The sequence below is a fragment of the Martelella sp. genome (assembly GCF_984369615.1).
Map to the genome: position 1 here is coordinate 1 of NZ_CFHTCS010000103.1, position 12503 is coordinate 12503.

The 12503-nt window shown below is 56.2% G+C and carries 14 protein-coding genes and 2 pseudogenes; 12 read left to right on the forward strand and 4 right to left on the reverse strand.

From position 1 onward, the window contains the following. The 4 genes and pseudogenes from AC5DC2_RS10445 to AC5DC2_RS10460 all read right to left on the reverse strand — a co-directional run. Nucleotides 1-500: pseudogene (locus AC5DC2_RS10445) on the reverse strand (hypothetical protein); the annotation flags it as partial. Between the two features lie 20 nt (nucleotides 501-520). Continuing rightward, nucleotides 521-721, reverse strand: a pseudogene (locus tag AC5DC2_RS10450) (helix-turn-helix domain-containing protein); the annotation flags it as partial. A 114-nt stretch (nucleotides 722-835) separates the two neighbouring features. Beyond that, nucleotides 836-1066, reverse strand: coding sequence for a hypothetical protein (locus AC5DC2_RS10455; RefSeq protein WP_491698428.1), 231 nt, complete (start codon nucleotides 1064-1066; stop codon nucleotides 836-838). A 249-nt stretch (nucleotides 1067-1315) separates the two neighbouring features. Beyond that, nucleotides 1316-2128 carry a LexA family transcriptional regulator gene (locus AC5DC2_RS10460; protein ID WP_491698429.1) on the reverse strand — a complete coding sequence of 271 codons (813 nt, stop codon included), beginning with the start codon at nucleotides 2126-2128 and terminating at the stop codon, nucleotides 1316-1318. A 97-nt stretch (nucleotides 2129-2225) separates the two neighbouring features. Between AC5DC2_RS10460 and AC5DC2_RS10465 the strand changes: the two genes are divergently transcribed. The 12 genes from AC5DC2_RS10465 to AC5DC2_RS10520 all read left to right on the forward strand — a co-directional run. Next, on the forward strand, nucleotides 2226-2483 hold the full coding sequence (locus AC5DC2_RS10465; protein ID WP_491698430.1) for a carph-isopro domain-containing protein: 258 nt from the start codon (nucleotides 2226-2228) through the stop codon (nucleotides 2481-2483). 122 nt (nucleotides 2484-2605) lie between these two features. Then, on the forward strand, nucleotides 2606-3061 hold the full coding sequence (locus tag AC5DC2_RS10470) for a hypothetical protein (RefSeq protein ID WP_200337226.1): 456 nt from the start codon (nucleotides 2606-2608) through the stop codon (nucleotides 3059-3061). Between the two features lie 2 nt (nucleotides 3062-3063). Further along, a complete protein-coding gene (locus AC5DC2_RS10475) occupies nucleotides 3064-3636 on the forward strand; it encodes a RusA family crossover junction endodeoxyribonuclease (RefSeq protein ID WP_491698431.1) in 573 nt (190 codons plus the stop codon). Next, nucleotides 3596-4423: an ATP-binding protein gene (locus AC5DC2_RS10480; RefSeq protein WP_491698432.1), complete on the forward strand. Its 828-nt coding sequence runs from the start codon at nucleotides 3596-3598 to the stop codon at nucleotides 4421-4423. Before AC5DC2_RS10475 ends, AC5DC2_RS10480 begins: the two co-directional genes overlap by 41 nt. Next, entirely contained in the window at nucleotides 4423-4983 is a 561-nt protein-coding gene (locus AC5DC2_RS10485) for a DUF669 domain-containing protein (protein WP_491698433.1), read from the forward strand. The genes AC5DC2_RS10480 and AC5DC2_RS10485 overlap by 1 nt, the downstream gene beginning before the upstream one ends. Before the next feature lie 95 nt (nucleotides 4984-5078). Further along, nucleotides 5079-5801: a 3'-5' exonuclease family protein gene (locus tag AC5DC2_RS10490; RefSeq protein WP_491698434.1), complete on the forward strand. Its 723-nt coding sequence runs from the start codon at nucleotides 5079-5081 to the stop codon at nucleotides 5799-5801. After that, the gene (locus AC5DC2_RS10495) at nucleotides 5801-6739 is read left to right on the forward strand and encodes a hypothetical protein (protein ID WP_491698435.1); all 939 of its coding nucleotides are present in this window, start codon (nucleotides 5801-5803) and stop codon (nucleotides 6737-6739) included. Before AC5DC2_RS10490 ends, AC5DC2_RS10495 begins: the two co-directional genes overlap by 1 nt. Then, nucleotides 6736-8358 carry a DEAD/DEAH box helicase gene (locus tag AC5DC2_RS10500; protein WP_491698436.1) on the forward strand — a complete coding sequence of 541 codons (1623 nt, stop codon included), beginning with the start codon at nucleotides 6736-6738 and terminating at the stop codon, nucleotides 8356-8358. The genes AC5DC2_RS10495 and AC5DC2_RS10500 overlap by 4 nt, the downstream gene beginning before the upstream one ends. Before the next feature lie 3 nt (nucleotides 8359-8361). Further along, nucleotides 8362-8703: a hypothetical protein gene (locus AC5DC2_RS10505; RefSeq protein ID WP_491698437.1), complete on the forward strand. Its 342-nt coding sequence runs from the start codon at nucleotides 8362-8364 to the stop codon at nucleotides 8701-8703. After that, nucleotides 8700-10955, forward strand: coding sequence for a bifunctional DNA primase/polymerase (locus AC5DC2_RS10510; RefSeq protein ID WP_491698438.1), 2256 nt, complete (start codon nucleotides 8700-8702; stop codon nucleotides 10953-10955). Before AC5DC2_RS10505 ends, AC5DC2_RS10510 begins: the two co-directional genes overlap by 4 nt. A gap of 253 nt (nucleotides 10956-11208) precedes the next feature. Next, nucleotides 11209-11976: a hypothetical protein gene (locus AC5DC2_RS10515; RefSeq protein ID WP_491698439.1), complete on the forward strand. Its 768-nt coding sequence runs from the start codon at nucleotides 11209-11211 to the stop codon at nucleotides 11974-11976. After that, a partial coding sequence (locus AC5DC2_RS10520) for a pentapeptide repeat-containing protein (protein ID WP_491698440.1) occupies nucleotides 11966-12503 on the forward strand: 538 nt, incomplete at its 3' end. The genes AC5DC2_RS10515 and AC5DC2_RS10520, both read left to right, overlap by 11 nt.

Sequence of the window (12503 nt, forward strand, 5' to 3'; positions counted from 1 at the left end):
ATATGCTGCCCGAAATCGAAATCGGCCGTCTTCACCTTCCAGACGTTTCTGGCGCGCAGCATGATTTCGCGAAGCGGCTGGGTGCAGGTTCGGTTGACAGTTGCGGCGGAAACGAGTGGACGCTTGTCATCGCCCTTGATGTGCTCGCCGCGGCGCCGTGCGACAACGGCCGCAATCTTGGCGTCATCAATTTTCGCAAGATCTGTCTTCGGTCCGACAGCGTCGTTCAGCCAGGCTAGGACGTGGAGCGTGGTCTCGACATTCTTGTGGTGCTGGCCGATCTCTGTCCACCACCGCGATGATGCCTCTTCGAAGGTCATGCGATCGGCAGGCCGGTTCTCGGCCGCGATCAGTTCGGCGCGTATTGTTTCTTTGATCGAGTCTTCGACGCGCTTTGCGTCCCGCTTCGAAGTTGCGCCAGTTTTGCCCGAAAATCGACGACCCCTGAGGATGAAGTCGTAGGAGTATGCGCTTTCTCCTGGCCGCTTATAGACTGACACTCGCGCCTCCTCATATCGATGAAATCATCGAGATCGGCCTTGGTGTAGCGTCGTGTCGGTCGCTTCGTGCCGAGGCCGATGTTTATCCAGCGCAGGCTCCCGCTCTGCGTCAAGTGTGTGAGCTGCTTTTTCGAGATGCCGAGGTAGCGTGCCGCCGTGTCCGCACTCAAAAGCCCCTCATTCAGATCCGATGCTCCTGGGCCCGTTCTTCCAGCGGACATCTCACCCTCCCATGATCGAAACGGCGAGTATGGCAGTCAAGCCAATGCCTGTGCAAAGGCCGATGACGAAGCCAAGCCAAGAGGCGGTGCGAAGCGAGTAGGGAAGGGGATGCATCAAGCCGCCTCCTCTTCAGGAACGGCGATCGATGTGCCTTTCAGGCAAATGATGCGGATACCGCCGGCGCGCGCGTCTACCTTGCCGTCATTGATACCAGCAGCTTCGAGGGTTCGCATAACATCATAGAGCAAGGCCATGCGCGCGTTGCCGACGATGTCATCGTGGCGGACTGTGCCCCCCATGGCGTTTATCGAATGCCATAGCTGTTCGAGTGGGATTTCTTCCATCGTGCTTCCTTCCCATTGGAGCTGCCGCTATAGGCCCAACGGCCGCAGCAGATTTCAGACCAAGGTAGTCTGACGAGAAGAAAATATACGTTTAAAACGTATAATGCAACCACGTGAACGCTAAAAACGTGCGCGGAATTCAGTTGATGCCATCATTGAGATAAGCAGATGTGCTTACAACGGTTTCATTTGAAGTATGTGGACCCAGCCGCCTGAAGCGAAGCATCCGGCGCCCTTCTCACTCTTTGGTCATTTTCGGGCAAGGTGGCCGCAGATCCGCCCAATGATGGTAAGCCTAGAGAGCTCAACGGTAAAAGTCTCAAGCGCCGGGTTATCTGAAATGATCCGCACTTCGGTTGGGTCGGTGAATGGAATGCGTTGAATTCTCTTTATCTGCGGTTCGGCAAAGCCATCAGAGATCGCATAAACAGTATCAGATGTGAGGGTGTTTTGGTGGAGGTCCACAATTACTCGATCGCCAGGCATATATGTCGGTTGCATTGAGTCTCCGACAACTTCCATGATGATCGCGCCATTGGAGCTAACCTTAACTTCATTGTGTAGATATTCTGGTGGGAAGTGCCATTCTGCTATGACTTTGTGGCCTGAAATCGACTGATCGCGTAGCGGAATATTGATTACTTCACCATTCTGGCCATTTCCGGCGCCCAACTTAGCATCAATTTCCGGAATCGCGCCTTGCTCCGATGGCTTCCAGTGCTCACGCGTGAAGCCTAGCGCCGTCTCGCCCGTTTCTGACGAGTTGTCGGGGTCAAAAGACGCTATCAGTCGAGGACGTGTCGAGAGCGTCTCAGGTCGCGCAAGTGACCAAACATCCTCTTCAGTAATCGGCGGCTGACCGCGGCCAACAACAGCCTGCGCAAGCTTCTTTGCAATGTCTGCTGAAAGGAACTCTTTAGTGTACAGATCAGGGTTCTCGTAGCGCTGAATGCTGGAGCTATTGCGATACCCCATCGCTTTCGCGAGAGCGGCAAGAGATAAGCCTGCACGTTCGCGTAGCTCTTTGAATCTCGCGGTGACATTGAGCTTAGTTTTGGTCATTTTTCGACCTTACGCATAATGCGTATACGTTTTCCACGTTGACAATAATACGTTTAAAACGTACATTGTGACGAAGATGATCAAAGCGAGGTGCTTTATGAACACAGCGGAAAAGGTAATTGCCCGCTTTGGCGGGCTGACTGCCACGGCGCGTGCGCTCTCCGAGCACGGCACTGGTGTTCCTGTCACGACGGTCCAGGGCTGGAAAACGCGCGGACGTATTCCAGAGCGCTACTGGGCAAGACTTGTGGATGCCGCCTTTTGCGTTGGGATTTCCCTGACCGGCGCGGATTTCATTCCCGACGACCTCGTGCCTGAGGGCAGGCAGTCTGAACCGCTTGAGGCTGCCGAATGATGTCTTATCTGGCATGTCGCTCTCCTTGACCGGGTTTCGATGATGTCACCATAGCGGCGAGGTTTTCGCCGTTCACCGAAGATTTTTCGAAAAAGATTTCCTTGAAGTGCAGGGAGGATTTCGTGCGCGCTATTTCCGACGATGACAGACAAAAGCTGAAGGCTGCCACCCGCCGCGCCGTGAAATCTGCCGGTGGCGGCGACAGCTTTGCGCATGTGACCCGAGTTTCCGAAAGTCAGCTATCAAAATACGGACTGGCATCGGACGAACATCAGGACGCATTCATACCGGTTGATGTGGCTCTCGAGGCCGATGTCGAGGCCGGGTCGCCGATCATCGCCACCGCGCTTGCCGCTGCTCAGGGCTTCCGGCTGGTGCGCAATGCCAGTCCGGTTGACGATCACAGCCTCGGCTTTGCCGATATCTCTCAAATCAGCGTCGCCTTCTCCTCCTTCCACACCCGCATGCACGAGGCGCTGGCCGATGATGGCCGCGTTGATGAGGCCGAACGTCGCAGGATACTCAAGGACTTCGACAAGTTTATGCGCACGCTCTTCACGACCATGGGGCGGGTGTAGTCATGAAAACGCCAGCGCCAGACATTGCCTCCACCGCTGCCTGCTTTCTTTCCGATGGTTCCGTGGCAGGGCCGTCTACCGAAGGCGAGCGTGAGAAGCATTTGGCGCCAGTCAGTTTTTCGATTCCGATGCCTCCAAGCACGAACCATCTCTTCAAAAACGTCAAAGGTGTCGGGCGGGTCAAAACCAAGGCCTACCAAGATTTCTGCCTGATGGCCGTCGCCGCTATTCGCCGGCAGAAGGTCGCGAAGATAGGCGGCTACGTCACCATGGTCTGGGCGGTGGAGCGCAGTTCACTGCAGGCTGACATCTCGAACCGGCTCAAGGCCGCTGAGGACGCCATCGTCATGTCTGGGATCATCGACGATGACCGGTTCGTCACAGCTCACACGATCACCTGGGCGCCGAAGGCAAACGGCATGGCCCACGTGCAGATTTACCCGATCCAGCGAATGACGCTGGACTTCTACCCGTCGCAGGATGGCGCGAGCGGCGCGTGGATTGTCAGAGCGCCAGAACAGGAGAATGAAATCAATGGCGATTTCCCTCAACAATCTCAGGACGGTCAGGGCTGACAAAGCTCCGCGTGTTCTGATCTATGGCCCACCGGGCATCGGAAAGACGACGCTTGCGAGCGAGTTTCCGAACGCGGTCTTTCTGCAGATCGAAGACGGCACGCCGGGCGATGTCGAACTGACCAGCTTTGGCAAGCTCGACAACTTCGGCGACGTGATGGATGCGCTTGGCGCGCTCTACCAGGAAGATCACGGTTTCAATACCGTCGTGATCGACAGCGTTACCGAGATGCAGCGGCTGATCTACGCCGAAACATGCGCGCGCGGCGACGACAAGGGCAATGCGAAAGCCAACATCGAGGACTTCGGTTATGGCAAGGGCTATGTCTATGCCATGCGCGTCGCCCAGGAGTTCATCGACGGTATCAACTTCCTTCGCACCGATCGAAACATGGCCGTGGTGCTGATCGCTCACTCATCGGTCCAGCGGTTCGATGATCCGGAGACGGTCAGTTATGACCGCTACGAGATCGAAATCCGCTCGTCCGATAAGGCCAACTCAAACCTTCGTGGCCTCTTCGAGCGCGAGATGGATGCGATCATTCTGCTGAAGCAGCCGGTGACGGTGAAGACCGAAGAGCAGGGCTTCAACAAGGAGCGGGCGCGCGCCGGCGGCGGCGGCACGACGCTGATGCATGCGGTCGGCCGCCCAGCCTATACGGCCAAGAACCGGTACGGCATTCCGCCGGAAATCCGATACGACAAGGGCACGGGCTTTGATGCTCTCGCACCCTATTTCCCCGACTTTGTTGGCCTTGCGCCGGCAGGCCAGAAGGAGGCTGCATAATGGTTCAGATCGCAGGACATTACGACGAACATGCCGAGGCGTCGACAGGTTTCGACCCGGTTCCTTTCGGGGACTATCACGCCAAGATCATTGAAAGCGGCATTGAGGACATCTCCCGCAACAACGACCGGGGGCGCTGCTTGCAGCTGACCTGGCAGATCGAGGGCGGCGAATACAATGGCCGGCTGGTCTGGCAGCGGTTGAACATGTGGGCCGAGAACATGAACAACCTCGACAAGGTCCGCAACATCGCCAACTCGCAGTTTGCCGCCATTCGTGAGGCGACCGGAAAAACTTCGCCTCGCGACAGCGAGGAGCTGCATTTCATCACGTGCACCATCAAGGTGAAGGTGCAGAAGGATCCAAACGGTCAATTCCCGGATCGCAACGAAATCACCGCGGTCAAGCCAGCGGCAAGCACGCGCCAGAGCGGGCCGGCTCGGCAGTCACCGCAACGCCCAGGACCGAGTGCGCAGACAGCCCCTGCTGGTCAGCGTTCGGCGCCTTGGCCTTCGCGGCAGCCTGCTTCCGCCGGACTGGACGACGATATTCCATTCTGATGATGCGGCCGGGCGGCGATAAGGCCTCGAAAACCGCGCCGCCCGGAACCCCTCCAAACAATCCGTTTTCAGCATTGCTCGAAAGGACCGAGACAATGAACGATATCGCTTTGCCTAGCAACAGGCGGCTCTATCTCGACATCGAAACTATCCCGACACAGGATCCGAAAACCTATGCCGAGATCGCCGGCAGGATCTCGCCACCGGCCAGCATGAAGAAGGCCGAAACCATCAAGAAATGGGAGGAAGAGCAGAAACCGCAGGCTGTGGCGGATGCAATCGCCAAGACCTCGTTCGATGGCGCTGCCGGGCACATTTGTTGCATTGGTTGGGCGCTCGATGGCGAGCACTTGGACAGTCTCTCTCTGGGCCCGGACATCGCGCTCGAGCATGAGATGCTGACCACATTTTTCGAAGAGATCTCGTGCCAGCTCCCGCGGTATGGGACCATTCAGATTGTCGGCCACAATGTCATTGGCTTTGACCTTCGGTTTATCTGGCAGCGTTGCCTTATCCTCGGTGTTCGGGTTCCGGGCTGGTTCCCGCGCGATCCGAAGCCTTGGAGCGACGATGTCTTCGACACGATGACCGCCTTTGTAGGAAGTCGAGCCAAGAAAGACGACTCGATCTCGATGGATCGACTTTGCGGCGCCTTTGGGCTCGAGGGAAAGGGCGACATAGATGGGTCGCAGGTTGCCGGGCTTTGGAGCGACGGTGAACATGAGACCATCGCTGCCTATTGCCGCGACGATGTGGAGAAAACGCGGGCGCTGCATCGCAAGATGATGGTTGCGCTGGGTGAGACGGAGGCTGCGTGATGGTCAGCCTTCCAATCCCGAAGAGCCTGACCGCAGACAAGGTCAAGGCAACGACGCGCGAGGAAATGCTAAAACAGCGGCTTTCGCTCTCGGCCTGCACTGGGTGCAATCGTCGAGCATGGTATGACTTCCTTCTGTTCGGGCAGGGACGCGACATGCGTCCCGACCACAGTCGATCAGGCGATATCGCAATCGCATTGAAGGGGGTTGTCGTTCGGTGGCTGGCCGCTGCCGGTATGACGGTCGAGACAATTAATGCAGCAACTGGCGAGATGTTGGCCGCGTCTGGTTTCGATGGTCACCTATATTCGCCGATCGATGGGATCGTCACGGGCGTGCCCGAGGCGCCAACCAAGCGGCATCTGCTGATCGTTGCGGCGCTTAAGGCTGCCGACTTCGCAAAGCTTGAGCGTCAAGGTGTCGAAAACGTCCGGCCGGAAGTTGTCGCGCGTGCTCAGCTTGGCATGCACCTGCTGGGCGTTGAGCGGACACTCTTTGCCTTCTGCAATCGCGACACGGGCGACTTTGGCGCTGAACGTATTCGGTATGACGCGGCGCACGCCGGATCGCAGGCCGTACGGGCTGAGTGGATTGTCGATACCCGCCGAGCGCCGGCGCGCATCAGTGAAAGCCCCGAGTTCTTCGTCTGCGCGCATATGTGCAGCCGCGCCGACATCTGCCATGGCGGTGTGCTTCCGCCGCGACATTGCAGGACCTGCCTGCACGTTACCCCCATCAATGACGGCCAGTGGTACTGCGACCGGCACGAAAAGGAGTTGTCGTTCGATGACCAGCTAAACGGCTGCCCGAACCACCTTTTCATTCCGGATCTCGTGCCGGGCGAGCAGGTCGACGCGGATACGTCCGGCGAAACCGTGACCTACGAGCTTGGCAACGGGAAAACTTGGATTGATGGAGCGGAAAGGAGGGCGGCATGATCAACCTCCGCTACTACCAGGACGAGGCGAAGCAGGCCGTCATGAATTTCTGGGTCCAGGGCGGCGGTAATCCGCTGATCGATCTGGCCACCGGCACGGGCAAGAGCATGGTTATTGCGTCGATGGTGCAAGACTTGCTGCGCGACTATCCGACCTTTCGCGTTCTGATGCTCACTCACGTCAAAGAGCTTGTTCAGCAAAATTTCATGGCGTTGTTGCGTGTGTGGCCGGACGCGCCGGCGGGGATCTATTCGGCCGGATTGAACAGGCGAGACGTGCACCACCGCATTACCTTTGCCTCGATCCAGTCAGTCTACAACAAGGCCAGTCAGCTCGGGCGCCGGGACCTCATCTTGATTGATGAGGCGCATCTGGTGCCGCTCAAAGGCGAGGGCATGTATCGACGATTGCTCGATGATCTCTACGCCATCAATCGTGATGCCCGGGTGGCTGGTCTGACTGCTACGCCTTACCGGCTAGACACCGGACGTCTGGACGAAGGCGACACCCGTCTCTTCGATCAGGTCGTGTATTCCTACGGGATCGCGAAAGGTATCGAGGACGGCTTCCTGTCGCCATTGATCTCCAAGGCCACTGCGGCTCGGATCGACGTTTCCGAGGTCAAACGGCGCGGCGGTGAGTTTGTGCCTGCCTCACTTGAAGGTGCTGCCGACGCGGTAACCCAGGAGGCGGTCTCCGAGATCGCTGACCTCGGCGCCAACCGCAAGTCTTGGCTTGTGTTCTGCGCCGGCGTCAAACACGCGTTGAACGTTCGGGATGCGATCCGCGCTTCAGGTTTTTCATGCGAGACTGTCAGCGGTGAGACGCCGTCCGGTGAACGTGACAACATCATCCGACGGTTTCGCGCCGGTGAAATCCGGTGCCTCACCAACGCCAATGTACTGACCACCGGTTTCGACGTGCCGCAAGTCGACCTGGTTGCCATGTTGCGGCCGACGCTTTCGACATCACTCTACGTGCAGATTGTCGGGCGCGGAACGCGACTATCGCCGGGCAAGGACAACTGCCTTATCCTCGATTTCGCGGGGAACGTTCGGCGGCATGGTCCAGTCGATGAGGTATCCGTGTTGCCAAAAGCCGGTGGCGGCAGTGGCGAGGGAAAGGTCAGCGTTGATCGCGTCGCCGCGAAGGAGTGCCCGGAATGCTGCGAGCTGATGGCTCTCAACGCACGGTCCTGCAAGGTTTGTGGCTACGAGTGGCCCCATGAGGACAAGCCGAAGCATGAGGGGCAAGCCGAAAGCCAGGTCGGCATTCTGTCGAGCGAGCAGGTCGCTCCAACCATGTTGCCGGTCGTCGACTGGCGTATTCAGAAGCACGCAAAGCTTGGTGCGCCAGATAGCCTCCGGGTCGGCTTCATCGCAGGATTGATGGAGTATCCAGAGTGGGTGGCGTTCGATCATGGCCGGTCAGCATTTGAGCGTGCTTGCCAATGGTGGTCGATGCATGGCGGCGGCACGCCCTTTCCCAAAAGCACGGACGAGGCTCTCGCGCGGACGGGAGAGCTGACCATGCCGGAGACCATCAGCATCAAGCCGCGAGGCAAGTACTACGACATTGTCGGCCGGAGCTTCCCCCAGATGCGAGAGGCTGCTGAGTAACCCATGCCTGCCGACAGATTTGTAGAGGGCGTGTGCGGGTGCTGCGCGCGCCGGGAAATTGGTCACGGCGTTGGCGTTGGTCGATCGACCATTTGGCTTTGCGATGACCCGGACTGCCTCGAAATTGCGAAAAGGACAGCGGTGATGAAGCAGGACAGGTTCAGCGATATCGAAAGCCTGGCGGCGCAGGACGGCGGCAATGAGGGGCTTTGGTTTCTGGAAGAGATCGGCAAAACCGATCTGACCACGCTCACCATCGACGAGGTTTGCGAATTTAAGCGCCGCGTTGTCGCCGGATATCGCAATGCGCTCAAAAATAATCTCAGGCGTGAGGCAGGGCTGTGACTGTGACCGATGCAACGCGAAACGCGGACACGGCGTTAGAACTGGCCGCGGCCGGCTTCTATGTTTTTCCCTGCCATTCAAGCGGTGAGAAGGTCAAGCAGCCGATGCCAGGCGTTTTCTGGCGCAAGCAGTCATCGATCGATGAGGCGGTCATACGTCGCTGGTGGTCGCGATGGCCGGATGCTGCGATCGGGATGGATCTCGCAAAATGCGGGCTGGTCGTCATCGATGCTGATCGTCACGAGCTCGACAAGGATGGCGTCGAGGCCTTCGGCGCGATCATGAGCGATCACGGCTTCGATCCGGACAGCGCGCCATTGGTCGCGACGCCCTCGCGCGGCAATCACCATTTCTTTCGCCAGCCGCCCGGCAAAGAGTTCGGCAACGCTGATAGTGCACTCTATCGCGAACGTAAGCTGCGCGATATGGGTATCAATGTCCGAGGCGCCGGCGGCTATGTCGTTGCCCCTGGTACTGTCCTCAAGGATGGCAGCTTTTATGAGCTGTGGGGCAGCCTCGAAGACATCCCGGTCTTGCCCGCATGGCTGGCTGCAATCCTTGAAAAAGAGCCTGATGAAAAACAGGCTGAGCGAATGCTCGTCCAGCGCTCGGAGATAACGGACAGCCGGGTGAAGGCTTATGTCGACGCGGCCATCGAGGCCGAGACGACGCGAGTGCGATCAGCCGGGAAGGGCGGGCGAAACAACACGCTCAACGAGGCTGCCTTCTCGCTGGGGCAGCTTGTCGGAGCCGGTCACGTTGGTGAGGCCGAAATCTTCGCCCTCCTGATGAATGCCGCGAAGGATTGCGGCCTGGGGCAGGCCGAGAGCCGAAAGACAATCCTGTCCGGCCTGAAAGCCGGCGCCAAGGATCCGCGGCAAATCGCGGACATCGATCGACCGGATGACGGGGCGAACGCCGAAGCAGCGCAACGGCTGATCGAGCATCATGATGGCACCGTGACCGATGCCGACACCGGCGAAGTGATAGATGACGGAACGGGGCTGCAAGAGGGCGGCGATTGGTCCCATCCGGGCGGGTTGATCGAGGACATTGCCGACTGGATTGTCGAGACCTCGCCACTGCCTAATCGCAAGCTTGCCTTGGCCGCGGCAATATCCTTTGTCTCGCTCGTTTGCTCCAGGCATCGCGAAACGCCGGGTTTCTCCGGCGGTCTGCAGCTCTTCACCATTTGCACCGGCCAGACCGGCATCGGCAAAGATTGGCCGATGAAGGCGATCGACAGGTTGGCAGTAGAGGCCGGTCTGAAAGAGTTGGTGCGCTCCGGCAAGATCACGACATCGCTTGCCCTCGAGAAAGAGGTAGAGAAGGTTGCAGCCCAACTGATCGTTGCTGACGAGGTGGGCCGTCGGATCTTTGGCAAGGCCGGTAGCAAAAGGGCAGGGACCTATGAGACAGCAATGATCGACACGCTTCTCGAGCTGTGGTCATCCAGTCCCGTCACTTTCTTTCGAACAACCAGCCGCGTGACCGGCGAAGCCGCTGTCATCGAAGGGCCGGCGGTCTCCATCTTCGGCGTCTCGACCCATCGCGATTTCTATTCGTCCCTCGGCCGATCGGCGATCGATAACGGTATGATCAACCGTCTACTAATCATTGAAGCCGACAGGCGCAGCGCCCTGCGTTCAATCGATGGCAGCGCGGCCCGCACACCACCGATGCATATCATCGAAGCGATTGATGCCCTGAAGCCCGCCTTTGGTTCGCTGAATGGCGGTGTCCTGGCATATCGGGTTCCGGAGGGCGTAAAGACCAGACCGGTGCCATGGGCGCAAGAGGCCGCAAAAGAAGCGTGGAGCGCCTTTCGCGATGAGATGCTCGCTCTCGCTGACCAGAACGAAGAGACGGCACCATTTGTGAGCCGTGCAGCTGAAATGGCGCTTCGGCTCGCCTGTGTCCATGCGCTCAGTCGCCTGGGACCGGATGGCGTGATAATGATGGCGAGCGTCGAATGGGCCATCAATGTGGTGCGCGAGAGCGTCAGGAATGCTGTTCAGGGCGCAAACGAATATATCGTCGCATCGGATTTCCAGGAGCATGTGCGCCGCGTCGAGAAGATCATACGAAGCAAGGGGCGGGTGCCGAAGTCTGTCATAGCCCGCCGTATCGGGGGCGCGTTCGACAACCGCGTGCTCGAAAGCATCCTAAGCTCTTTGGCTTTGGCCGGAAAGATCGAAGATCCGAACAAGGGAACGGAAAGGGCTGGCGCTTCATATGTCTGGAGGGGGTGATTGCTATCTGAATAGCACGAACTCTAGAGGCAGATAGCTTACTGCACCAGTACTACAAGATTTAGCATGCTCCCGCACCCAGCGCATTCCAACCTATCACTACCCCTTCTGGGCAAATGATACAATAAGTGGCCTGTAGAATTAATGTGTCGATGCGGCTAGTTGCAAGCACGATAAAAGATAAAGCCTTGTGTGCGAAAATTCCTGGGTGCATCATATATTAACCAGTTCGTGAATCACTTGGCCTTTGCGTATGAAAACCACCAACAAAAATGTACTCCCCGAGATCGTTGAGCTAAAAAGCTATCTATCGGCATCTTCCGAAAATAATGATGAGCTTGAACTCAGAGTGGAATTTGGAGCATTTTCCGACGATATAGAAATAGATCAAGATATTATAAACGTCGGTATATCGAGAATTAATATTTCACTTGATTTCGAAGGTTTCGATATCGTTCCTGCTAGCAAGTATGCAATGGAATTGGTTGAAGACAGAAGAGAACAAGAGGTCGAGGTAACACGTTCAAGTGGCGTAGAGGTTATTTCCAACGTAAAAAAAGGTGCAGGGGGCGAAATTAAAATTGGTCCCCTAGATTATGGCGGAGGGATTGGGTTACACCGAGAGAATATGAAGCTCCAGAAACAGAATATGGTACAGAGCGAACGGGAGACTTATAAGAGTAGCACTCGAAGTGTAATGGCAATAGGGAACGATCAATGGAAAATAACCGATCCCGCAGGTGGAAGCCTGAACGGCACGTATATGAATGATATTTCTTTGTGCAGAATGCGTGATTCTCGTTCGAGTTCCAATCGGAGAGCTGTGGCTCTTACTGCATATTCCCGCCAAAGAGATATCGATATAAATTTTCACAGGGACGGTATTTTTTCTAAGCTTTCCAATAATAAAAATAAGATATTAAAAATATTAATAACAAAATCTCTCTCAAAAATTGATAGGGATAGACTGTATGACGGCCATGTCGTTTTTTCGCAGTCTAATATTTCAGATGAAGAATAGTATTTTTTTTGATGATAGGGTTACGCGAGAATTAAAGAAAGACGTTAGGGAAGTCGCGGTCTCTGCGTCTGAAAATTTCAAAGACATTATGTGCTTGGCTGGTTTGGATCCAGCTGTCGATTTTAGGTATTCAGATTTATCGTATGTTGATTTTTCAAATTCGGACTTAAATGGTTTTGACTTCACGGGTTCTGACCTTCGGGGGGCAATTGGAGCGGACGTAGACTGGGATTTGGATAAGGTCAACCTTACTGATGCTGATATTGGCCAATCTTTATTTCAGGCTCGCCTTTATTTTAGTGAAAAAATTAATTCGTCTGATAAATTAAAAAATGAAGGAAAGAGAATACTCAGGTCAACCTGGGATGAGCAGATAATATGGGCTACTAAAAATATGCGGGTTGGCGCTGATGGCTTAGAAGATAATTTAGCAATTGCTTATTTCCTGTATGAAAATGTAAATGATAATTTTAGTAAAGGTCAGATATTGGAGAGGATACTTGATGTAGAATCCGATTCTGGTTTAG